The sequence below is a fragment of the Haloferula chungangensis genome (assembly GCF_042664875.1).
Lineage (GTDB): Bacteria > Verrucomicrobiota > Verrucomicrobiia > Verrucomicrobiales > Akkermansiaceae > Haloferula > Haloferula chungangensis.
In genome coordinates this window covers 83,403-104,886 of the sequence record NZ_JBHTBS010000011.1, presented here as the reverse complement: position 1 = coordinate 104,886, position 21,484 = coordinate 83,403, and the positions used below count along the sequence as shown (strand labels likewise).

At 58.2% G+C, this 21,484-nt stretch carries 19 protein-coding genes and 1 pseudogene; 11 read left to right on the top strand and 9 right to left on the bottom strand.

Annotated elements, in window-relative coordinates; genetic code table 11:
* Positions 1–70: 70 nt before the first annotated feature.
* Positions 71–1,264, top strand: a complete 1,194-nt coding sequence (trpB, locus tag ACFQY0_RS17485; protein WP_379715039.1) for a tryptophan synthase subunit beta — start codon at positions 71–73, stop codon at positions 1,262–1,264.
* A gap of 6 nt (positions 1,265–1,270) precedes the next feature.
* Here the strand turns inward: trpB and ACFQY0_RS17480 are convergent, their stop codons facing one another.
* Both ACFQY0_RS17480 and ACFQY0_RS17475 read right to left on the bottom strand, forming a co-directional pair.
* Positions 1,271–1,501, bottom strand: coding sequence for a hypothetical protein (locus ACFQY0_RS17480; protein ID WP_379715037.1), 231 nt, complete (start codon positions 1,499–1,501; stop codon positions 1,271–1,273).
* Positions 1,498–1,998, bottom strand: coding sequence for a GNAT family N-acetyltransferase (locus ACFQY0_RS17475; RefSeq protein ID WP_379715035.1), 501 nt, complete (start codon positions 1,996–1,998; stop codon positions 1,498–1,500). The genes ACFQY0_RS17480 and ACFQY0_RS17475 overlap by 4 nt, the downstream gene beginning before the upstream one ends.
* A gap of 167 nt (positions 1,999–2,165) precedes the next feature.
* Here ACFQY0_RS17475 and rpmH point away from each other — a divergent pair.
* The 4 genes and pseudogenes from rpmH to yidC form a co-directional block, all read left to right on the top strand.
* Positions 2,166–2,297 (top strand): annotated as a pseudogene (gene rpmH / locus ACFQY0_RS17470) (50S ribosomal protein L34); the annotation flags it as partial.
* Between the two features lie 71 nt (positions 2,298–2,368).
* On the top strand, positions 2,369–2,746 hold the full coding sequence (gene rnpA, locus ACFQY0_RS17465) for a ribonuclease P protein component (protein ID WP_379715033.1): 378 nt from the start codon (positions 2,369–2,371) through the stop codon (positions 2,744–2,746).
* A 57-nt stretch (positions 2,747–2,803) separates the two neighbouring features.
* Positions 2,804–3,067, top strand: coding sequence for a membrane protein insertion efficiency factor YidD (gene yidD, locus ACFQY0_RS17460; RefSeq protein WP_379715031.1), 264 nt, complete (start codon positions 2,804–2,806; stop codon positions 3,065–3,067).
* Between the two features lie 20 nt (positions 3,068–3,087).
* Positions 3,088–4,914 carry a membrane protein insertase YidC gene (yidC, locus tag ACFQY0_RS17455; RefSeq protein WP_379715029.1) on the top strand — a complete coding sequence of 609 codons (1,827 nt, stop codon included), beginning with the start codon at positions 3,088–3,090 and terminating at the stop codon, positions 4,912–4,914.
* 200 nt (positions 4,915–5,114) lie between these two features.
* Here yidC and ACFQY0_RS17450 read toward each other — a convergent pair whose 3' ends face one another.
* The gene (locus tag ACFQY0_RS17450) at positions 5,115–6,251 is read right to left on the bottom strand and encodes a class I SAM-dependent methyltransferase (RefSeq protein ID WP_379715027.1); all 1,137 of its coding nucleotides are present in this window, start codon (positions 6,249–6,251) and stop codon (positions 5,115–5,117) included.
* On the opposite strand from ACFQY0_RS17450, the gene ACFQY0_RS17445 reads away from it, so the two are divergent.
* From ACFQY0_RS17445 to ACFQY0_RS17435, 3 genes are all read left to right on the top strand, one after another.
* Positions 6,250–8,676 (top strand): transglycosylase domain-containing protein, encoded by a 2,427-nt coding sequence (locus tag ACFQY0_RS17445; RefSeq protein WP_379715026.1) that lies wholly within the window; start codon positions 6,250–6,252, stop codon positions 8,674–8,676. The two genes, ACFQY0_RS17450 and ACFQY0_RS17445, sit on opposite strands and share 2 nt — an antisense overlap.
* A gap of 170 nt (positions 8,677–8,846) precedes the next feature.
* Positions 8,847–9,884: a hypothetical protein gene (locus tag ACFQY0_RS17440; RefSeq protein ID WP_379715025.1), complete on the top strand. Its 1,038-nt coding sequence runs from the start codon at positions 8,847–8,849 to the stop codon at positions 9,882–9,884.
* Positions 9,881–11,263, top strand: coding sequence for a TonB-dependent receptor (locus ACFQY0_RS17435; RefSeq protein WP_379715024.1), 1,383 nt, complete (start codon positions 9,881–9,883; stop codon positions 11,261–11,263). The genes ACFQY0_RS17440 and ACFQY0_RS17435 overlap by 4 nt, the downstream gene beginning before the upstream one ends.
* 119 nt (positions 11,264–11,382) lie before the next feature.
* Here ACFQY0_RS17435 and ACFQY0_RS17430 read toward each other — a convergent pair whose 3' ends face one another.
* The 5 genes from ACFQY0_RS17430 to ACFQY0_RS17410 all read right to left on the bottom strand — a co-directional run bounded on the left by ACFQY0_RS17430 (position 11,383) and on the right by ACFQY0_RS17410 (position 17,302).
* Positions 11,383–13,296: a hypothetical protein gene (locus ACFQY0_RS17430; protein ID WP_379715023.1), complete on the bottom strand. Its 1,914-nt coding sequence runs from the start codon at positions 13,294–13,296 to the stop codon at positions 11,383–11,385.
* 460 nt (positions 13,297–13,756) lie between these two features.
* Entirely contained in the window at positions 13,757–14,359 is a 603-nt protein-coding gene (leuD, locus tag ACFQY0_RS17425) for a 3-isopropylmalate dehydratase small subunit (RefSeq protein ID WP_379715022.1), read from the bottom strand.
* An 84-nt stretch (positions 14,360–14,443) separates the two neighbouring features.
* On the bottom strand, positions 14,444–15,376 hold the full coding sequence (locus tag ACFQY0_RS17420; RefSeq protein WP_379715021.1) for a TraB/GumN family protein: 933 nt from the start codon (positions 15,374–15,376) through the stop codon (positions 14,444–14,446).
* Between the two features lie 26 nt (positions 15,377–15,402).
* Positions 15,403–16,824, bottom strand: a complete 1,422-nt coding sequence (gene leuC, locus ACFQY0_RS17415) for a 3-isopropylmalate dehydratase large subunit (RefSeq protein WP_379715099.1) — start codon at positions 16,822–16,824, stop codon at positions 15,403–15,405.
* A 322-nt stretch (positions 16,825–17,146) separates the two neighbouring features.
* Positions 17,147–17,302 (bottom strand): hypothetical protein, encoded by a 156-nt coding sequence (locus tag ACFQY0_RS17410; RefSeq protein ID WP_379715020.1) that lies wholly within the window; start codon positions 17,300–17,302, stop codon positions 17,147–17,149.
* Positions 17,303–17,725: 423 nt separating this feature from the next.
* On the opposite strand from ACFQY0_RS17410, the gene ACFQY0_RS17405 reads away from it, so the two are divergent.
* The 3 genes from ACFQY0_RS17405 (at position 17,726) to ACFQY0_RS17395 (ending at position 20,434) form a co-directional block, all read left to right on the top strand.
* On the top strand, positions 17,726–18,727 hold the full coding sequence (locus ACFQY0_RS17405) for an aspartate-semialdehyde dehydrogenase (RefSeq protein WP_379715019.1): 1,002 nt from the start codon (positions 17,726–17,728) through the stop codon (positions 18,725–18,727).
* Positions 18,728–18,812: 85 nt separating this feature from the next.
* Positions 18,813–19,694, top strand: coding sequence for a polyprenyl synthetase family protein (locus ACFQY0_RS17400; protein WP_379715017.1), 882 nt, complete (start codon positions 18,813–18,815; stop codon positions 19,692–19,694).
* Between the two features lie 50 nt (positions 19,695–19,744).
* On the top strand, positions 19,745–20,434 hold the full coding sequence (locus tag ACFQY0_RS17395; protein WP_379715015.1) for a zf-TFIIB domain-containing protein: 690 nt from the start codon (positions 19,745–19,747) through the stop codon (positions 20,432–20,434).
* Between the two features lie 4 nt (positions 20,435–20,438).
* Here the strand turns inward: ACFQY0_RS17395 and ACFQY0_RS17390 are convergent, their stop codons facing one another.
* On the bottom strand, positions 20,439–21,407 hold the full coding sequence (locus ACFQY0_RS17390) for a 6-phosphofructokinase (RefSeq protein ID WP_379715013.1): 969 nt from the start codon (positions 21,405–21,407) through the stop codon (positions 20,439–20,441).
* Positions 21,408–21,484: the final 77 nt, after the last annotated feature.

The window sequence follows — 21,484 nt, the reverse complement described above, 5'->3', positions numbered from 1 at the left end:
CCGACGGATTTTTCGCTTCGGAGACTTTTCGGCTGAAAGCTTGGGCTAGCTGTGGTTTGTTCCGCCCGGAATGCCACTGCCCACAATGCCAGATGCGACCGGACACTTTGGAAAGTTCGGTGGAATGTTCGTGCCGGAAACCTTGATGTCTCCGCTGGAGGAGCTGACCCAGGCGTATGATGAAGCGCGCAAGGATCCGGCTTTCCAGAAGGAACTCGACCACCTTCTCTCGGATTATTGTGGTCGACCCACGCCGCTGTATTTCGCCGAGCGCTGGACCGAGAAGCTGGGCGGCGCGAAAATTTATCTGAAGCGCGAGGATCTGCTGCACACCGGGGCACACAAGATCAACAACGCGATCGGTCAGATTCTTCTGGCGAAACGCCTCGGCAAGAAGCGGATCATCGCCGAGACCGGAGCCGGCCAGCACGGCGTGGCGACAGCGACGGTTTGTGCACGCTTTGGAATGGAATGCGTCGTCTACATGGGCGCGGTCGATATGGAGCGCCAGGCGCTCAACGTGGCGCGGATGCGCCTGATGGGAGCCGAGGTGCGGGCCGTGACGGCGGGCCAGGCGACCTTGAAGGAGGCCGTGAACGAGGCGATGCGCGACTGGGTGGCATCGGTGGAAACGACTCATTACATCCTTGGCTCGGCGTTGGGGGCTCATCCGTTTCCGATGATGGTGCGTGATTTCCACCGGGTCATCGGTGTGGAAGCGCGTGAGCAGATTCTGAAAAAGGAAGGTCGCCTGCCGGACTTGCTCGTCGCCTGCGTAGGCGGCGGCTCCAATGCCATCGGCTTGTTCCACCCCTTCCTCGACGACGAAGATGTGCGGATGGTTGGCGTGGAAGCCGGCGGTGACGGGATCATTCCTGAACGGCACGCGGCTCGATTCCAGGGAGGGAAGCTGGGTGTTCTGCAAGGAACCAAGACCTGGTTGCTGGCCAATGATGACGGTCAGATCGAATTGACTCACTCGGTTTCCGCAGGCCTGGATTACGCAGCCATCGGACCGGAGCATGCCTATTTGCAGGATATCGGGAGGGTGGAGTACACTTATGCCACCGATGATGAGGCGATGAAGGCCTTCCGTGAGCTTGCCTATACGGAAGGCATTTTGCCGGCCTTGGAAAGCGCCCACGCGATGGCCTATGTTTCGAAGGTTGCTTCGAGCTTGCCGAAGGATTCCATTCTCATCGCCAACCTGTCAGGGCGCGGTGACAAGGATGTCGAGCAGGCGGCCAAGTACCTGCTCGGCTGAGCTCCCTCAGGCGTCGCCTTTCCACCAGTCTGCCGGTTTGTTCCAAGGTTCCGGCTTCGTGTCGTCCTGAGCGTCCGCGTTCTCTCCGGGGAGTTCTTCGCTTTCCTTGGAGTGCTTCCTTGCATGGCGGATGACGCCCACGAGGATCACCAGAACGAAGCTGAAACTCGTCACCAGGATGGCGAGCATCGCGATTGCGAAACCGTCGGATTCGGTGACCCCGAGCAGCGTGTTCATTCCGTGCTGATGATGCGGCGCATCGGAATCATGTTCGAGTACTCGAAGTGATGCTTACGGAAGAAGTTCTGTGATTCCGCTGAAATCTTGTCCGTTAGAAGGGTGATGCGTTTGAAATCCTTCTGACTGGCGAATTCGACGACGTGCTCCAGAAGCATCGTGCCGTAACCCTGACCACGGTGGTCGGGGTGGACGATCACATCTTCCATTTGGATGACGAATCCGCCCATGGCAGTCGAGATGGTGAACAAGAGGTTCACCATTCCGAAGATTTCGCTGCCATTCCGGAGCACAAAAATTCGGCCTCGAGATGGTTGCTCGAGGATCAGGCCGAGGCCTCGTTCCTGAGCCATTTGATCCGGGGTGAAGTCGTCAGAACCTGAAAACAGGTTCATGGTGAGTTCGACCAAGGCCGGCAAATCTTCGATGGTTGCAGGTTCGACCTTGGGCAATTCCTGAATGGCGGGGCCAGTACTGGTCGGGGACGGATCGTTCACGGGCGGGACTTTGACATGCCTTTCGCGAGGGGACACGGACTTTTCCTTCAGGGGGCGATGAAATTTTTAATGAAATCCGGCAAATTGGCGGATTGACAAGGGGGCGGCCTTCCGTAGAGTGCGCGCCCGCGCCGCAGGGTGCATTGAATCTTTGACCGACTACCGCAATGAAACGTACCTTCCAACCCTCAAGACGCAGCCGGGTCCGCCAACATGGTTTCCGCGCCCGCATGGCCACGAAAGCCGGTCGCAGGATCCTCAAGAATCGCCGTCGCAAGGGCTGCAAGCGCCTTGTACCGAAGGGTGCTGAGCTCAAATACGAGCGTCACACCACCCAGCACGGTAGGTAATCTGTTGTCGCTTCCGGGCTATGCGCCTTCCAAGGAAGCACAGCATGACGACGCGGGCCGAGTTTTCTCGGGTCCGCAAGGACGGTCGAGCGAAAGCCGGCCGTTTTGTCGTACTCAGCACGCTGGAATCTCCGGAGTTGCCCCACTTGATGGTCGGCTTCATTACGACCCGCCGTGTCGGTAAGGCGCACGACCGCAACCGCTTGCGTCGATGCTTCCGGGCGCTTGTCCAGAAGCATGGCGAGAGCCTTGCTGGTCCGAAGCGCTATCTCGTGACGATTCCCCGCCCGGGTGCCAGCGAAGCGAGTTTTGAAGAGCTGGAGAAGGACTGGCTCAAGCAGGCGCAACGATTGGGCCTGATTTCGAGGAAGTCGGACGAGCCCGGCGTTCCAAACTGAGCGGATCGTTCTTATCGCCGATTTCGCTTTCCGCCCTTATTACCAGCCCGTCCGCCCATGACTTTCCTCATCCGCCTGGTGATCCGCTTCTATCAGCGCTTCCTCAACCCCGTGTTGAAGGTGCTGGCTGGACCGATGGCCGGATGCCGGTATCAGCCGACCTGCTCGAACTTTTTTCTCCAGGCCGTCGAGCGCCACGGCCCGTGGAAAGGGTCGTGGTACGGGATCTGTCGGATTTTCCGCTGTCATCCATGGGGGGGGCATGGTTATGACCCCGTGCCTCCGGCCAAGGGTGCGGATCACCACGAAGCTCACCACTGACCTGGACACCTGATTTTCTCATGTACGATCGTAAGACTTGGATTGTTGTCACCGCCTGCACTGTGCTGCTCGGGCTTAATATTTATTTCACCCCGAAGCCTGAACCGAAGGCGGAGCCCCCCAAAGGGGAGTCCGTGATCAACGGTGATCCTTCGACTCCCGGGGGTGAAGTCGGTGTGCTCACCGAGACGCCGATCGAGCCTCCGGTTGAAAGCAAGACGGTGACCCTCGAGACCGACGCCACGGTTTTCACTCTAACAAGCCTCGGCGGCGGGGTGAAAACCGCCGAACTGAAGCATCAGAACTCGGTGGTGGATCCCGAGAAGCACGTGGTCCTCAATGAAGGAGAGTCGAGCCCTGTCGGTGCGATCTCCGACGGCCCGGACCGCCTTGAGACCATCAACTACGTCTACCGTGAAAATGAGTCGGTTCCCGGTCAGAAGGCGGTCTTCCTTGGAAAGCATCCTTCCGGACTGATCGTCAAGAAGACCTGGTCAACGGTTCCGGCTGAGGACGCGGGTTCGAACTACACGCTCGATTTCCAGCTCGATATCGAAAACTCGCGCGATGCGACAATGCGTCAGCCTCTGGAACAGTATAGCCTCTTCCTCGGCCGTGCGAAGCCGTTGCACTCGAAGGAGCTCACACCGACGGCCTTCTTCTGGAGGGAAGATGGAAGTTTCCACAACGAAAACGCGACCGAGTTCAAGGGTGGCATGTTCTCCAAGGCAAAGAGCCTGATTGTCGAGTCCGCTGAGGAAATGGACTACGTGGGGGTTTCCAGTCAGCTCTTCGCGACCGTGATCCGTCCTTCGGAAGTCGCTCCGGGCGGTGTCTGGAGCAAGGGCTTCGAAACCAGGCTGGCTGCCGATGATGACAAGCAGGTGCTCGGCGTGCGCGCCGGCTACAACCTGCCGACCAAGACCCTCGATCCCGGTGAACGCGAGACATACAGCTACAAGGTCTTCATGGGGCCGAAGGACAACCGCATGCTGCGCCAGATGGGCGACGGCTGGGGCGACATCATGAACTACGGCTGGTTTAGTATTTTCAGCCGCTTCATGAACTTCCTGCTGGTTCACATCCACGATCTTGTCAGCAAGATTTCCGACAAGTGGTCATGGGGCTGGGCGATCATTCTCGTCACGCTGCTGGTTCGTTCACTGATGTGGCCGCTCTACGCCCGCTCGAACCGCACGATGAAGCGGATGGCGAAGCTCAAGCCGGAGATGGACAAGCTGAAGGAGAAGTACCCCGACGATCCGGCCAAGGTGCAGCAGGAAGTGATGGGGCTTTACCGCAAGTTCGGCATCAATCCGGTCGGCGGCTGCTTGCCGATGCTCGCGCAGATTCCGATCTTCTTCGGCTTCTACCGGATGCTCCAGTATGCGGTGGAACTCCGGGGCAATGGATTCCTCTGGGTCGATGACCTTTCGATGCCGGACACCGTGGCCCACGTCCTGGGCTACCCGCTGAACATCCTGCCGATCGTCATGGCTCTTTCGAGTTTCATCCAGATGCAGATGATGCCGAATACCTCCGGCGACAAAACGCAGATGATGATCATGAAGTTGATGCCGCTGATGTTCTTCTTCTTCTGTTACAACTTCGCCTCGGCGCTCGCGCTTTACTGGACGACCTCAAACGTTTTCTCGATCTTCCAGACATGGCTGACCGCCCGCATGCCAGAGCCTGAGCTGAAAGCAAAAGCCAGCGGTGGCGGGAAATCCTTCATGGAAAAAATGGCCGCCGCTGCGGAACAGCAGCAAAAGATGAAGAAGGCCAGAGGCCGCGTGGTTGAAGACGAGAGCCCGAAGAAGAAGCGCGGTCCTCGGACGGGTGGCTAGGAGGGGCGACGCCCCCGTCGCGCAGGGGTGGATGGCTTGGGCTGTTAGGGAATGCTTTTTCTGAAAGGCGGTTCGCCGTGGCTGCCTGGGGCTGCAAGCCGACCGCTCCTTGGTGCAGCGGGGATTTGCAAATCCCGACTTTCTGGACGCGCTTGGGTGAGGCGGACTGCTGGGATTACGGCATGAGGGCGTGCCACCTCCTAGAACTTCGCTTCCAGCAGGTGGAAGCGGCTGCCCATCTGGCCGGGATGGGTGAGCGTCTGGAAATTCCTCAGCAGCTTCATCGTCGCCGCATCGGTCTTTCCTTCCAGGCTGAGCAGCCAGGGGCGCGAGACGTCCGTGAGAAAACGCGCCTGGTTCTCGAAACGCAGGGTCTCGCCACCCAAGGATTCGATGGCTTCCATCATCGCCGTAAAATCGACGTGGGCGGTGATGTCTTGGGAGCCGGGGGCCTCAAGCGGGTCTTCTCCTGCCTGGTGGTTTCTGAAGGTCCGCAGCGTTCCGGAAGTACGAGATTCAGCGTAGTAGTCATCACGCTCGAAACCGTAGTCGATCCAGAGCATGCGGCCGGGTTGGATTGCTCGGACGAGCGGCTTCAGGAAGCCGGCGAAGTCGGGCCGGATCTCGCTGCGATAGCCCGGAGATCTCAGGGGAAGCGCTGCGGTCATGACGGGAACCGGGCCGAGGTCGTGCCACTCGAAACGATCGTCCCCGGACAATTTCACGCCGATTTCGTGCCAGCCGTCATCAAAGGACTCGACGAGATGGAACGGCAGGGCGTCGAGAACTTCGTTGGCGATGAGGTAGCCGGGTTGGGGTGCGAGCGACGCCGGGTCGGGAGTGCTGAGAAAGTGCCCGGCAAATTCGGTGAGTCGCTCGTTCTGGGCCGCGGCGAGTCCTTCGAGGGGTTCGAGGATGACATACTTCAGACCAGCGAAGGCGGCAGGGTGGGAGTCACGGATTTCTGCCAGAATATCGCCAGCCAGAGAGCCATCGTGGCCGCCCAATTCGATGATCCTCCAGGCTTCCGGATGGCCTGCCTGAGCCCACCATTGGGCGATGTATTGGGCTAAAAGCCGTCCGAACAAGGGGCCGGCCGAGACGCTGGTAAAGAAGTCTCCAGCACGGCCGACTTGGTCGGCCCGACGGGCATAATAGCCGGCTTCAGAGTCGTAGAGGGACATCTCCATGAAGGTCGGAAAGGGAATCGGACCGATTTCGCGGATTTTACCAACAATCCTGTTGGCCAAGCCCGCTATTGCCTCTGAAGCTTCTTCCCGGTATTTCCCCTGGGAAGTCGCATCGCCCTCAAGGCCTGCCCTTTGCTGATTATCCATGTCGAGTTCTTCGAAAAACACGCGGACCAAGCGGAAGAAGCCGCGCTTCTACAAGCGCAAAGGCTTCTGGCTGACACTTATGCTGCTCGGATTGATTGCAGCCGTGATCGGCTGGGTCGCTGCCGATCGCTTCACGCGACCCTATCGTGATCGGGCGGCAAAATATGATTTGAGGCTCATCGACAAGGTTGAGAAGCCAAGTATCATTCTCGGCCGTGATGGCGGTGAGATCGGCCGGGTCTTCGTCCAGAACCGGAGCATCATCCCGATTGACAAGGTCCCCAAGAATTTCATCGATGCGCTGCGTGCGGGTGAAGACAAACGCTTCTTCGAGCACTCGGGTGTCGATTACTTTGGCATCGCACGGGCGGCCAAGGACTGGTTCTCGGAAGGGGAAGCGGTATCCGGAGCGTCGACGATTACCCAGCAGCTTGCCCGCGGTGCCTACGATCTGGAAGGGGAGCGCAAGAAGTACGGCGAAAGCAGTATTGAGCGGAAACTGGTGGAGGCGTTCCTCGCAATGCGGATCGAGGAGCGTTACCGCAAGGCGGACATCCTCGAGTTCTACCTGAACCGGATTTACTTCGGCAGTGGCTACTACGGGATTCGCTCCGCATCGCTGGGATACTTTGGCAAGGAGCCGATCGACCTGACGAAGCTGGAGTGCGCGACGATTGTGGGGCTCATCAAGAACCCGACCTGGCTTTCTCCGCTCAACAACATCGAGGCCTGCCGCAATGCACGCAACATGGTGATCACCCGGATGGCAGGATTGAAGATGATCACGCAGTCGGAAGCGGCGACCATGCGGACGACGGCGATCGAGTTGAACCCCAAGCCGCTTCAGCGCGGCACCTCCCACCTCTACGAAAGAATCGCGGATGAGATTCGCGATTTGTTGGGTCCCGAGGCGCTGGCGGCGGGTGGCTTCACGATCCGGACGACGATTGACTCACGGGTTCAGAAAGCTGCGGAGGAAGCGCTCGAGCGCTCCTTGCTTCAGGCGGAAGCTCATGCGGGATACGCCAACCCGAAGCGCAGCGAGTTCAAGAAAACCAAGGACGCCCTGCCCGAGTATCTTCAAGGGGCGGTATTGATGGTCGACCATCAATCCGGCGAGGTGATCGCGCACGTTGGCGGCCGCGATTATGCGGATGCTCCTTTCGATGTGATTGAGCTGGGACGGCGACCGCTCGGCACGGCCTTCCATCCTTTTCTCTACGCGGCAGCCTTGGAGTCAGGGGAGACGCCGGCAAGTACGGTGGACGACTCGGCGATGGACAACCGGGCGGTGATGGTCGGAGGCAGGGAAGGGATTCTTGGCGAGTGGGGAATGGAAACCCCGAAGCCTCGCTATGAAGGCTCAATCACCTATCGAAGAGCACTGGAAAGCTCGAAGGTCGCGGCTTCCGTGCGAGTGGCCAACGATGTCGGGCTTGAAAAGGTGGCTGCGACGGCAGCTCGCTTTGGCCTGCCAATGGATGATGTCGAACTTTTACCGCGGGTGGCCGTCGGCTGGGAGTCGGCATCCCTCAAAGAGTTGGTGCGGGCCTATTCGGCATTCGCACGAGGCGGGCGGACGGGGCCGGCGAAGCAGTGGATCGTCTCCAGTGTGCGCGATGCGAACGATTTGGAGCGTTTCCAGCGGCCGATGGTCCCCACAGAGCGCCTGGAGGCGGTCTCGAACGCCACAGCGTTTCAGGTTCACAGTATCCTCCAGGGTGGCATGGAACGCGGCAGTGCTGCCGGAGTGCTGGATCAACTCAACGAGCGCCCCTTCAGTGGGGCCGGCAAACCCGGGACGACCCAGGATTTTTCCGACAGCTGGTTCATCGGCTACAATGGCCGAATTACTTGCGGGGTCTGGGTCGGGTTCCTGCAGGATGGAAAGACCATCTACGAAGGTGCCTTCGCCAGGGATCTGGCGATGCCGGTGTGGACGGCGACGATGAATGCGGCGAGATCCTTTGAAGGACGCACCATTCCCCAGCCCGTGAGCATCGTGGAGGCGCAGGTGTGTCGGGTATCTGGTCAACAGTCCACGCCATACTGTTACGAAATGTTCGAGGATCCGGAGACCGGTGTGCCGCGTTCGCGCCCGGCCGCGATCAAAGAATACTTTCGTCGAGGCACGGAGAACCTGCCCTACTGCACCGTGCACTCCGGCTCCGCACCTGTCGATGCGGCGGCAGGCGTGATCGACCTCAGCGAACTCGCGGTCATCGACACCTCGCCGGTCCGGCCAAAAGAGCCTACGCTGATCGGGGAAGACCCGTTTCACAGCATCCAGATCAATGCCGAGAACGCCCCGAAGACGCGGGTTCGCTCCGGTCAGATCAATGTGCTCGATAGCTTCGATCTGGAAGAGGCGGATCAGTCCTTCCAACTTCCTCGTCCCCGACGCTTGGAGATTTTGCCGGATTAACGGGCGAGTTCTTGCGTCGGAGCGAGTTTTTGCGGCATCGTCTGCCCGTGGCCCAATCCTCACAAAAGGCACGTAGGTGGAACGGATTTGTATGTCCTGATTGTCGCCATGTTTTCCGCGTGGCGAGGGATCACGATGGCAAGGGAATCATCTGCCCCTCCTGCAACCGAATGCTGCGCCTCCCGACCGAGGAGGACGAAGTTCCACCTCTGGTAATTCCGGAATATTTCGAGGATCGCAAGAAAGCTCCGGAAAAGCTCAGCGAGGATGAAAGGGTCCTCGCCTCGGAGGCGGAAGAGCAGGGTCTCGTCGCACGCCGCCGACGTCGACGCCTCAAGAAAGAGGAAATTTTCGACGAAACATTTGCTCAAAAGGAAGAACTGAGCCCCAAGTTTGTGCGCGGATTGATCGGTTCGGTGGTGCTCTGTGGGGCGTTCATCATCGCCGTGCTCCTCTGGCCGAGCGGGAAGGATGACAAGGGCGACGGCTCTCTTGTCTCGATACCCATGCCAGTCGATGAGGCCCCCACGGAGGAAGAAAAAGAGGCCCTTGCCGCTGAGCGCTCGATGGTCAGTGCCCCCTTTGTGGAAAGGACTCTGCAACCTGTTTTCGAAGCGTTCCTGAATGCCGACAGCATGGAGGAACTGACCAAGTGGGTGCGTCACCCTGAGCTTAGCCTGCCGAGGATCAAGGAGTTCTATGGCGACGATTATTTCCCTGATGGATTTTCTTCGATCATCTGGAGCAGCCACCCGAAGAGAACCGGGAATTCCATTCGAGTGACCATTCAGGACGGCCACTACGCGAGGCGGGATATCTATCTCGTCGATGACGACGGATGGAAGGTGGACTGGGAAAGCTGGGTCGGATGGTCGGAAATCAGTTGGGAGGATCTCAAGGCATCCCGACCGACGGAGCCGGTTGTGCTGCGCGCCGTCGTGAGCGATGTCTCCTACTATAATTTCTCGTTCATCGATGAAAGTCGCTGGTCGAGCTATCGACTGGAGTCTGCCGACAAAGAATTCTCCCTTTATGCCTACGTTCCCCGAGCTGGCGTGCTTGATGCTCAGCTCAAGTCGCTGGAAGGAATCAAGGAGCGGATGTTTACTGTCAAAGTCCGCTATCCTGAGGGAGCTCCTACGGAGAGTCAGGTCATCGTCGATGAAATCGTAAGCGATGGCTGGCTCTTATCTGATGACGAATCATGATAACAACTTACGACAAGGCCCTTGAGCTGAATCTTGACCCCATGGTCTACGGCTCCTTCGCGGAGATTGGTGCAGGCCAGGAAACGGCGAACTGGTTCTTTCGAGCGTCTGGAACGGCCGGCACGGTGGCAAAGAGTATTTCCGCCTATGACATGACGATGAGTGACGCCATCTATGGCAAGAGCAGTCGATATGTCTCCCAAGAACGGCTCGGGCAGATGATGGCCCATGAGTTCGGCCTGTTGGTTGAACGGCTCGCGCCTGAGCGTCAGGATCACACGACCTTCTTCTCCTTCTGCAACACCGTGCGTGCTCGCGGCTACATGGACTCCGGAGAATGTCACGGCTGGCTCGGCATCCGTTTCCAGCTCAAACCTGGTGAGCCGCCATCTGAAATCTACATCCACGTTCGCCTGCTCGACGACGAAAATCTCGAGCAAATGGAGGCCCTCGGGGTCGTCGGTGTGAATCTTATCCATGCGACTTTCAAGTATCGCGATCAACTTTCCACATTCGCCAAATCCCTGATCGAGAACCTGAGCCCGGGTCGGGTGGAAGTCGATATGCTGAAATTCTCGGGACACGGTTTCGAATTCTTCGACAACCGTCTCTGTGCGCTTCAGTTGGTGGAGTCCGGGCTTACGGACGCCACCATGTTCCTTCCCTCCGGGGAAGTCATGCAACCGGCTGACGCCCTCTACAAACGCCCGCTTCTGCTGCTGCGCGGAAGCTTCGATCCGGTGACCAAGCTCCACCTTGAAATGATCGAGCAGGCACGGTCGGCATTCTGTCCGACGCTTGAGGCGGACCAGGTCGACCGCACGCTTGAGTTATGTGAAATCTCCATGGCGAACCTCTTGCGTGGCGGGAGTGTCGATCACGTGGACTTCATCGATCGCGCTGATGCGCTGCAGGCTCTGGGGAAGACGGTGCTTGTTTCGAGTTGTGCCGAGTTCCACCGGATTGCCGCCTACTTGAGTCGCTACACCGAGCTTCCGATCGGCTTCATTCTCAGTATTGGCCTGCTCAACGAACTCTTCAAACCGAAGTGGTCGGCAAATCTCGCCGGCGGCCGCCTGGAATCATTCGGTCGCCTGTTCAAGAAACACGTCTCGCTCTACGTCTACCCCTGGATGAACCGGAAGAACGGAGAGGTTGTCACTTCCGACAGTTTCCGTCCGCCTCAGGATGCGATCCATCTCTATCGACATTTCACCGAAAGCCGACGCATTCGGAACATTCCTTACCGTGATCTCGATCTGCTTCGTTTCACCAGCCGGGATATTCAGAAGCTGATCCAGAAGGGTGATCCGGAATGGAAGAAATATGTTCCCGATGTCGCCCACCGGGCCGCCATGCATTTGCACGCGACGTCTTAGAAAGGCTGGGTAGGCGGGAAACGTTGTTCCGCGGACATCCCGATCCGCGGGATGTTAGACGCTTGCCGCACACCCGGAAGTGCACGGCAAGCGATCATTGTTCACGCCAGGTCAAGGGATCATTGATCCGCGATCTTGAAAAAGGCTTTCGTATCGGAAGTGACTTCCGCAGCGGGAATGGTGAAGCTCGATGTCGAACCGGAAGCGGTCACCGTCTCGACCGGTGAATCACCAAAATCCTCAAGGTCTGTGCTTTTGTAGATGTCATAGTTGAGTCCGTCTTCGGATTCCCAAGTGATGGTGATGTCACCGGATTCCGAATCCCGCACCACGCTGATCACCTTGATGGATCCGTCGGTCACCACGATTCCCGGGCAGTACCTCATCGTGAGATTCGAGACGGTGTAGCTGCCGGAGTCCTCTGTTCCATCATCGGCATCCTCATCAAAGGGGTCGAGATCGAACAGTTTGAATCCGAAACCATCCATTTGAAGGAACTTTCCGGAAGCCGGCACATCACCAGGCTTGGCTGGATTGGGTTCTTCGACGAATCCTGTCGCGGTTGCGGAAGTGTGACTTGAGCCTTTGACCGTCCAGGTCGTAAGGAAATCGAGACGGTTCTCGGAAGTCCGCGTGATTTTGGTAACGAAGCGACTGGGCGTATCGATATACTGGAGACCGTCACCAGCACTTCCGGAGACGGTTTCCAGGGAGTCGCTCCCTGAGGTGAAGTGAGAGAAATCAGCCTGATCAAAAGGCTGGACCTCGTCATTCTCATCCAGGCCGTTGATATGATTGTCGATTCGAAGCCTCATGAAGGTTCCGCTTGGAGGTCCGAAATCAATCATTCCGAGAATCATCTCCATGTTGGAATTCGTGTCGTAGAGTGCGAAGCGGAAATCCGAGTCATTGGCCTCAAAGACCTGCGTATTGAGCGTCACGTCAAATGCCACTTCGATTGACTGACCGACTTGGGAAATGTCCAGTGGGTCGAACTGTTGGTAAATCGCGGGGATGGTTGAGGGCTCGCCTTCCGCAGGTTCGGACACATCGAAAACTGTCGCTGTGAATCCAGACCCCGTCTGGTCAGCAATCACCTGGGCGTTGTCCGGATCATACTCGGCCCAGGAATCGTCCAGCGGGACGATGAGGGTGCGGTCGATCACCAGATTGGAGACCTTGTAGGATCCCGAGTCAGCCGTTGTGTCATCGCCGTCCTGGTCAAAGGGATCACCATCCTGGAGTCTGAATCCGAATCCGTTCAACTGGGTGAAGCCACCGCCGGGCGGGACGTCGTCGGATGCCACCGATTCGTCCAGAATGAAGGAGGTCGAGGCAACTCCCGTTGAGGCAAACTCCGAGTTTACCGTCCAGTTGAGGGTGACTTCCAGATTGGTCGGAGAAATCCGGGTGATGACGGCTTCGAAGGTGCTAATATCATCAGCGTAGCGAAGCCCAGGGCTGCCGGGGCCTCCGCCTGAACTGAGTGTTCCCCCGCCCTCGGCAAAATTGCCGTAGTCTCCTGTTTTGAAATCGGGATCAGGATTTTCGCCATCAAAGGAGCTGATGTGGTGGTCGATCCGCATCCGTAAGCCCGTTCCCTCCGGGTGGCCGAAATCCGCCATTCCCACGATGATCTCGAAGTTACTGGAAGTGTCGTAGAAGGCGAAGCGGAAGTCCGAATCGTTGATCTCCAGAACTTCAGTTAGAAGAGTCACGTCGAAGCGGGCCCGGATCGATGCCCCCACCTCGGTTAGATCCAGCGGTTCGAATTCCTGGAGGACCACCGGGCGGTTGTTCGCGTCGGAGGTTTGCTCTGTTTCGTCAAAATGGAGGTCGGAGATGGTCGCGGTAAAGCCGCTGGGTGATTGTTCCGAGAGGCTTGAATTTCCTTCCGGGTCATAAAGTGTCCACTCAGAGGCCAATGGGACCTCAAACGCTTGAGCCGCGGGGAGGAGCATGCCGAATGCCGCCGCCATTGGTAGGGCTTGAGGAACTCGGTAGTTATGGTGCAGGATTTTTAGTCGTTTCATGGTTATGCTAGGGTTATTGGTGATGACCCTCCCATAACGACGTCAGTCTGATATGAGTCCATGGGGTGATCATTCACCAGCATTTCGAGGTGTATCTGACTCACCTGTTTAGGCAACGTATTTCGGTATCATGCAAAGTCGCTCCGAGGGCTTCTGTTTGAGGGTTTTTTGGGGATTTCAGGGATATGTCAGAGAATGGTGGAAATTCTCGATGACGGTCATGAAAATGATCTCTTTTTGAAAGAATCCCCGGATTGAAATCCGTAGTTTTGGGTTCGATTGGTGATCCTGGCTCCCATGGCAGATCCATGGTCTATCTAACAGCTCGGGCGCTCTTGGATTCGGCATGCGTGGATGACACAAAAAAATGGCCGTGGACTGAAAGTCCACGGCCAGAATTCGTCGGGCCCGATGGGGTCGGGCGGATGGATGGTTGATTCAATGCGTGATCGATCAGCGCTCAAACATAAGGCAGCGCTGCGGCGGTCGCCTCGATCTTCGAATTGTTGTCGAGGAGCTCCTGGATGGGGTCCCAGCGGCCAGCGGTGAGGGCGTCGCGGGCGGACTCGGCGATTTCGCATGGGAACTCGAGACCGGTGGAGGATCGGACCTGGAGCTTCTCGAGATCGATGCTGATCTCGACCGTCGGGTCGGCATTCACGACGTCCTTCAGTTGGTCGATTTGATCCGCCGTGAGAGTCACGCAAGGCATGCCGAGTGTGGTGGAATTGCCAAAGAAGATTTCGGCAAAGGACTGGGCGATGACGGCTTTGAAGCCGTACTTGTTCAGTGACTGTGGCGCGTGTTCACGTGAGGAACCGCAGCCGAAGTTAACGCCAGCAATGAGAATGGTGGCTTCGTCAAAGCGCGAATCGTTGAGCGGATGATCGGTCTTCTCGCCGGTGTCAGGATTGTAGCGGACGTCGTAGAAGGCATATTCGCCGAGTCCATCGAAAGTGACGCACTTCATGAAGCGGGCGGGAATGATGCGATCGGTATCGATGTCGGCGCCTGGGATGTAAACGGCGCGACCGCTGACGGAGGTGATTTTCTCGAGAGCCATGGGAACGTTGGGATGTGGGAAGTTGATTTGGAAACCGCGATTAGACGCGAATGGACGCTAATTATTTGATGGGGTAACTGGTCTTCACTTTTCAATGCGTGTGACCTTGTAGCCTTTTTTGGTAAGGAGTTCGCAGACGTTGTCTTTGCCGATGTAGTGACCGGCGCCGACGGCGAAAAAGTGGGAGCTGTCTGCCTCGGAGGATAGCTTTTCGGCGATGAACTTGGCCATGTTCTTGTTGCGGTCCTCGAGAAGGCGTTTGAGGAGTTTCTCTCCGAGTTCCTTGTGCTCGCCTTTGGCCATTTCGTTGATCTGCCTTTCCATTTCGGCCTGGATTTTGGCTTCGTCGCCAAGAATGTAGGCGTCAACAAGGGCGAGGGTCGGGTTCTCTCCGGATTCCCGTGCTTCCTTCTGGGTGCGAACGCTTTCGGCGAGGAAGACGACTTGTTCTCCTTCGGTAAGATCGTCGAAGATGCCGAATTGATCCTCGGGTTTTTCGATGGCTCCGGTGGTCTTCCCGGCCTTGCTGGCCCGCTCCCAGATGATCATGTCGAGCGCCTGCGTTCCGCTGACTTGAAACTCAAGCATCGGCAGGGTGACGGCGATGGTCCAGGTCTTGAGCGCCTGGAATGGGGTTGAGTCGAGAGCCGGGTTGATGGCTTTCAGTTCGGTGTCGAGTTGTTTGGAGAGCTCGGCACCAATCGAGTCGGCCAGGGTCTTGCCGTCCGAGCGGATGAAGTGCTTGGCCAGTCCGATCTGGGTGGCCATGTCCATGGGGACTTCCGTGTAGACGGCGTCGGCACCATCGAAGGCCTTTTCCGCGGCCGGATGAAGCGTGGCGATGGGGCCCTGGCCGATATGAATCGTGCCGAAGAGCCACGACGGCTCCTTCATGCCCTTGCCTTCGATTTTCCACAGCAGGGGTTTGTCGGGATGCTTCTTCTCGTCCGCGGCGGAAAGTCCGAGCGGTGCGAGGGCAAGCAGTCCGAGGCAAAGGAAGCGGGTGAACTTCTTCACGATTGGGTTTGGATAAGGGGGAGGGTTCAGGCGGCGGCAGTCGACGAGAGGTCGAAGACCTCGCGAGCGTCGGCGACCCCTCCGTTGATGGCCGCAGCGGCGACCATGACGGGCGACATCAGGATGGTGCGTCCGGTGGGCGAGCCCTGACGGCCCTTGAAGTTGCGGTTCGAGGATGAGGCGCAGACCTGATCGCCGACGAGCTTGTCGGGGTTCATGGCGAGGCACATCGAGCAACCTGCGCCACGCCATTCGAATCCGGCTTCTTCGAAGATCGTGTGAATGCCTTCCTGGCGGCACTGGTGATCGACAATCTGGGAGCCGGGAACGGCGATGGCTTGAACGTTGGCAGCGACCTTCTTGCCTTTGAGGTAGCGAGCGACTTCGCGGAAATCCGAAATGCGGCCGTTGGTGCAGGATCCGATGAAGGCGACGTCGATTTTGACGCCCTTGATTGGAGTGCCGGCGGGCAGCTTCATGTAAGCGAGGGCTTCCTCGACGCTGGCCTTCTCCTCAGGTGTGGAGGCGGTGGCGGGGTCGGGGATGTTTTCGGAAACCGAGATGCCGTGGTCGGGCGAGATGCCCCAGGTGACGGTCGGCTCGATGTCGGCGGCGTCGATTTTGACGATGTCGTCGTAGTGCGCATCGGCATCGGAGGCGTAGGAAAGCCAGCGTGCGGCGGTGGCATCGAAGTCGGACATGTCGACGTAAGGGCGGCCGCGAAGGTATTCGACGGTCTTATGGTCGGGGTTGACGTAGCCGCAGCGAGCACCGCCTTCGATGGCCATGTTGCAGACGGTCATGCGTTCTTCCATGGTCATGCGGTCGAAGACGTCGCCAGCGTATTCGTAGGCGTAGCCGATACCGCCCTTGGCACCGAGCAGACGAATGATGTGAAGGGTGACGTCCTTGGCGTAGACGCCGGGTCCGAGGTCACCGTTGACTTCGATACGGCGCACCTTGAGAGGCTCCATGGCCATCGTCTGGGTGGCGAGCACGTCGCGCACCTGGGTGGTGCCGATGCCGAAGGCGATGGCGCCGAAAGCTCCGTGAGTGGCGGTGTGGGAATCGCCGCAGGCGATCGTGGTGCCGGGCTGGGTGATGCCCTGCTCGGGACCGACGACGTGGACGATGCCTTGTTTCCCGGACGCGAGGTCGAAGTAGGTCACCCCGAAGTCATCGGCATTTTCGCGCAGAGCCTGCATCATTTCCGCAGCGAGCGGATCCTGAGGGGCGTCCTGGTTGATCGTCGGAACGATGTGATCGATGGTGGCGAAAGTGCGACGCGGGTACTTCACCTTGAGACCGAGGTCGCGCATCATGCCGAAGGCTTGAGGCGAGGTGACTTCGTGAATCAGATGAGTGCCGATGAAGAGTTGCGTGCGGCCGTCGGCCAGCTTGCCCACAGAGTGGGTGTCCCAGACTTTTTGGTAGAGGCTCTTGCCCATGGTAATAAAGCCGCGTTCCGTGCGGCGGAGCGGCACGTTGGTTCAGCGCCGAGGGAATGTCAAAGCACGATCGCAATTGGGGGCAAGACGACGTCATCCGGGGGAGAATTTGACGGGGTTGAATGGAAGTCGGATAAGGCCTGGGCATCGAGTGACGGGTGAGGCCTGCGCTGGAGGGCGCGAGCCCTCGCTGCCTTGCGAAAATTGCGGGTATTCCGGTTAAGGTGTGTCTCCCACGGCTGAAATGTGGGCACGAAAAAACACCGGCCACGCGTGGAGGTCGGTGTTTTTTGAGAGATTCCGATGAATTCGGAAATCCTCCTTACTTCGTGTATTCCACTTCAGCAGCAGCGGGGAGCTCCTGGAATTGTGGAAGTGGACGAAGGTCGGGGGCCTCAGGTTCGCTGGTGCATGAGATGCACGAGGTTCCAAGGAAGAGGAAAGTGGTGGCGCAGGTGGCAGCGAGAACGCGAATCATGATCGGTTTTTTATGAAGTTGAGAAATTACGTCCACAAAAATGCGGGGTAGACCGGCAATCAGTCCACCCCGCTTTGAGTCATTATTTTCCGACCGACTGAAATCGGTGCGGAAAATCATTAAATTACTTGGATGGGGCCACGTAGGTTGGAGCAGCAGGTGCTGGTGTGCTCGAGCAGCAGGAGGTGGCAAGAAGTGTGCCGGCAGCAGCTGCGGCGAGAAGAGCGATCTTAACGATTTTCATGATCTAGATTATGGTTGTGGTGTTGGTTGCTGAGTGGCTTGGGGGCATCAAGCTCCCGCGCCGGGCGGAGACTAACGGGTCGAAGCTTGGGGAGCAAAGCAAAAAGACGGGCCGGGATTCTTGACGATTCGATTGCCAGATGGAGATTCAGCCCTACACTGCGCTCCCTTTTGACAGCCATGAGTGAGACCCCAAAAGTCGCGATCGTCGGTGCTACCGGCGCGGTGGGCGAGGAAATGCGCCTCTGCCTTGAAGAGCGGGATTTTCCGCTGGAATCCCTGACCTTGCTTGCGTCTGCGCGTTCGGCGGGTAAGAAGCTGAGCTTCCGTGGCGAGGAACTAACAGTCAAGGAGCTCACTCATGACTCCTTTGAGGGAATCGACATTGCGCTTTTTTCCGCAGGTGGCGGGATCTCGCTGACCTTTGGGCCGTCGGCTGCATCGGCGGGATGCATGGTCATTGATAACTCTTCGGCCTTCCGCATGGATCCGGAAATTCCACTGGTCGTGCCCGAGATCAACCCCGAGGCGGTGAAGAATGCGCCGAAGAACATTATCGCGAATCCGAACTGCTCGACGATCATCGCGTTGATGGGTCTGGCGCCGCTCCATGAAGCCTTCGGACTGCGCTCGATCATCGCCTCGACCTATCAGGCGGTGTCTGGATCCGGCGCGCAGGGAATTGTCGAACTGGAGGAGCAAATGAAGGCACTGGCCGCTGGTCAGCCGGTCGAACTGAAGGTTTATCCGCGACAAATTGCGTTCAATGTGATTCCCCAAGTCGATGCTTTCACGGACAATGGCTACACCAAGGAAGAGCTCAAGATGCTCAATGAAGGTCGCAAGATTCTTGGACTCGATGAGTTGAAGGTTTCCTGCACCTGCGTGCGGGTTCCGGTGTTCCGTTCGCACTCGATCTCGATCACGGCACAATTTGAAAAGCCGGTGGATGTGGAAGCCGCCAAGGCCGTCTACGAAAATCGGGCTGGTGTGAAACTGATGGATGATCCTTCTAACGGAGTCTTCCCGGTGCCACTCGACACAACGGGCAAGGACGACTGTCTGGTCGGCCGAATCCGTAAGAACCTCGTCTTCAGCAACGCCCTCGATCTGTGGGTGGTGGGCGATCAGGTTCGCAAGGGCGCTGCCCTCAACGCGGTACAGATTGCCGAGTTGCTTTGAGGAGAGGGCGGCTCATGGGGTGGGGTCGATGATCGATCTCGTCCCGCCAGTGATGCCGCCATCTACCATCCGAAATCTCCACATCATGGATCTTAAGAGCTATTTGAAAGACCGCGCGGCGGAAGTCGATGCGGCGCTGGACCGCTTTTTGCCAGCGGCGAAAGAGCAACCGGGAACGATTCACGAGGCGATGCGCTACAGCGTGTTCGCCGGAGGAAAGCGTTTGCGGCCCATCCTTTGTCTGGCAGCGGCGGAAGCCTGCGGTGGGGACCCGGAGTCGGCAATGCCTCCGGCTTGCGCGCTGGAACTCCTGCACACCTATTCGCTGGTGCACGACGATCTGCCGTGCATGGACGACGACGACCTGCGCCGCGGGCGTCCCACCTGTCACAAGGTTTATGGGGAAGGCATGGCGGTGCTGACCGGTGATGCGCTTCTAACAGAAGCATTCCTGATCCTTGCCGAGACGCCTCCGGCGAAACGCTATCCGGCTTCCAGCTACATTGCGGATCTTGCCCTGGCGGGTGGTTCCACCGGAATGATTGGTGGGCAGGTGATGGATTTGGAGGGTGAGGGGAAGGAGCTGAGCAAGGCCCAGCTCGTCAAGATCCACAAAGCCAAGACGGCAGCACTGCTGACCAGTTCGATTCGTTTGGGAGCGATGACGGCCAATGCCACGGAGGCAAAGCTGGAGTCTCTAACCGCATTCGGGCAGGCGCTCGGTCTGGCTTTTCAGGTGATCGACGACATCCTCGATGTAACGCAGTCGACCGAGAAGCTTGGCAAGACGGCGGGCAAGGATGAGGCGGTGGACAAGGCGACTTATCCCTCGATCATCGGATTGGAGAAATCCCGCAAAGAGGCGGCGAAGCTGACCAAGCAGGCGATGGCCGCACTCGAACCCTTCGGGAAAAAGGCGCTGCGCCTCCGGCAGATTGCCGAATACTTGCTGGAGCGGGACTACTGAGGAGCGGTTCTTGCTTGAGTCGACATGCCCATGCACCGTGAAGTGGCGGTATGAATTGCACCAATTGCGGCGGACGGCTTGAGGGGGACCTGACGATTTGTCCGTTTTGTCAGAGTCGCCAGGATTTTGATCTGGCGCAGGTGCACTTCCGGAATCTCGGTGCTCAGGGAGAGCTTCCTTGCCCGGGCTGCGACAATCAACTTGAGGTAATCGAGTTCGAAACAACTCCTCCCATTCAGATCGAGCGATGTGGATCGTGTCGCGGGTTGTTTTTCAATCCGGGTGAACTGGAGGCCCTGCTGGAGGCGAAAATTGATCAGGCGGTCTGGGTGGATGGTCAGCGGCTTCAGGAAATCGCGCAAAATTACGGCTATCATCATGAGGTCAGGTATCTGAAGTGCCCGATGTGTGAAGAGCGGATGAGTCACATCAACTTTGGTGGAAAGAGTGGCGTAATCGTGGATCGCTGCGGAGCCCACGGCGTGTGGCTGCAGGGCGGGGAGTTGAGGCGCTTGATGGAATGGTGGCGCGCCGGCGGGAAGCACCTTCACCAAAGGAACGAGCTGGAAAAGCTCGAGACCTCACGACCGACGGTGAGCATGAGTCACTCGATGGCCTACGGGGATTCCTCAAGCTCGATGGAACCTTCGTGGGGTGATTCTTCGAGTAGCCCGAATTGGGATGTGATCAAATCGGTGGGAATGCTGCTCGCCGGGATCGCGGCGGTCCTCATGGACTGAAAACCTACTCGGAGAGTGGTTTGCAGAGCCTCACGATGGAGGGGTCCATCTCGTATTTGTTGTCGCAGACCTCGCTGATCGGCAGATGGCCGAAGGCGCCCTTGCGGTAGACCATGATGGCGTTCTCCTGGCCGGAGATGAGTGATTCGACGGCAGCAACCGAAAATTTATAGGCCATGATGCGATCGTAGACAGTTGGTGATCCGCCGCGCTGAACGTGACCAAGCACCGTGAGCCGGGCTTCCATCCCGATGGAGTCGTTGATCCAGCGGGTCACATAATCACCCATCTTGGTGCCCTCGGCCACGATCGCGAGAATGAAGTCGCGGCCTTCGTTTTCGATCTGGTGCTTCATGCGGGCACCGATGCTATCGAGGTTGTAAGGGATTTCCGGGGTCAGGCAGATTTCGGCGCCGCTCGCCAGCGCGCTGACCATGGCAAGATAGCCGCAATGACGGCCCATGACTTCGATGACGAAGGCGCGGGAAAACGAGGTCGCGGTATCACGGATCGAGTCGATCGATTCGCGGATCATGTTCAATGCGGTGTCCACGCCGAGGCAGTAGTCGGTGCCGGCGATGTCGTTGTCGATGGTCGCGGGGATGCCGGCGAAGGGCATGCCGAAGTCGGTGTAGAACTGATGAAGGGCGCGGAAAGAGCCATCGCCACCGATCACCAGAAGCTTGGTAATGCCGCGCTTCTTGAGATTTTGATAGGCCTGTTCGCGGAAGGAATACTCAAAGAATTCCTTGGATCGAGACGAGCGGAGGACGGTGCCGCCCCGGTGGAGGATGCCGGAAACGAGCAGGCGGTCGGCTTCAACGATCTTGTCTTGGATGAGTCCGTTCAGGCCGCCGTAGACGAGCCACGGCTTAAGGCCGTGTTTGGCGGCATATTCGGCGGCACACTTGACAGCTGGATTCATCCCAGCAGCGTCTCCTCCTGAGGTGATGATGGCGATTCCTTCGGACATGGGCTCAGCGGGAGGCAAGGCGACTCCGTGGGGAGGATAAGCAACTCCCGTGCCGGGATGTCCGGATTTTCGAGTTC

What these genes read in the sequence shown, in the direction of transcription:
- trpB (WP_379715039.1), top strand. Translation starts at nt 71, where the DNA reads ATGCCACTGCCCACAATGCCAGATGCGACCGGACACTTTGGAAAGTTC.
- ACFQY0_RS17480 (WP_379715037.1), bottom strand. Translation starts at nt 1,501, where the DNA reads ATGAACACGCTGCTCGGGGTCACCGAATCCGACGGTTTCGCAATCGCG.
- rnpA (WP_379715033.1), top strand. Translation starts at nt 2,369, where the DNA reads ATGCGCCTTCCAAGGAAGCACAGCATGACGACGCGGGCCGAGTTTTCT.
- yidD (WP_379715031.1), top strand. Translation starts at nt 2,804, where the DNA reads ATGACTTTCCTCATCCGCCTGGTGATCCGCTTCTATCAGCGCTTCCTC.
- yidC (WP_379715029.1), top strand. Translation starts at nt 3,088, where the DNA reads ATGTACGATCGTAAGACTTGGATTGTTGTCACCGCCTGCACTGTGCTG.
- ACFQY0_RS17445 (WP_379715026.1), top strand. Translation starts at nt 6,250, where the DNA reads ATGTCGAGTTCTTCGAAAAACACGCGGACCAAGCGGAAGAAGCCGCGC.
- ACFQY0_RS17450 (WP_379715027.1), bottom strand. Translation starts at nt 6,251, where the DNA reads ATGGATAATCAGCAAAGGGCAGGCCTTGAGGGCGATGCGACTTCCCAG.
- ACFQY0_RS17440 (WP_379715025.1), top strand. Translation starts at nt 8,847, where the DNA reads ATGCTGCGCCTCCCGACCGAGGAGGACGAAGTTCCACCTCTGGTAATT.
- ACFQY0_RS17435 (WP_379715024.1), top strand. Translation starts at nt 9,881, where the DNA reads ATGATAACAACTTACGACAAGGCCCTTGAGCTGAATCTTGACCCCATG.
- ACFQY0_RS17430 (WP_379715023.1), bottom strand. Translation starts at nt 13,296, where the DNA reads ATGAAACGACTAAAAATCCTGCACCATAACTACCGAGTTCCTCAAGCC.
- leuD (WP_379715022.1), bottom strand. Translation starts at nt 14,359, where the DNA reads ATGGCTCTCGAGAAAATCACCTCCGTCAGCGGTCGCGCCGTTTACATC.
- leuC (WP_379715099.1), bottom strand. Translation starts at nt 16,824, where the DNA reads ATGGGCAAGAGCCTCTACCAAAAAGTCTGGGACACCCACTCTGTGGGC.
- ACFQY0_RS17410 (WP_379715020.1), bottom strand. Translation starts at nt 17,302, where the DNA reads ATGATTCGCGTTCTCGCTGCCACCTGCGCCACCACTTTCCTCTTCCTT.
- ACFQY0_RS17405 (WP_379715019.1), top strand. Translation starts at nt 17,726, where the DNA reads ATGAGTGAGACCCCAAAAGTCGCGATCGTCGGTGCTACCGGCGCGGTG.
- ACFQY0_RS17400 (WP_379715017.1), top strand. Translation starts at nt 18,813, where the DNA reads ATGGATCTTAAGAGCTATTTGAAAGACCGCGCGGCGGAAGTCGATGCG.
- ACFQY0_RS17395 (WP_379715015.1), top strand. Translation starts at nt 19,745, where the DNA reads ATGAATTGCACCAATTGCGGCGGACGGCTTGAGGGGGACCTGACGATT.
- ACFQY0_RS17390 (WP_379715013.1), bottom strand. Translation starts at nt 21,407, where the DNA reads ATGTCCGAAGGAATCGCCATCATCACCTCAGGAGGAGACGCTGCTGGG.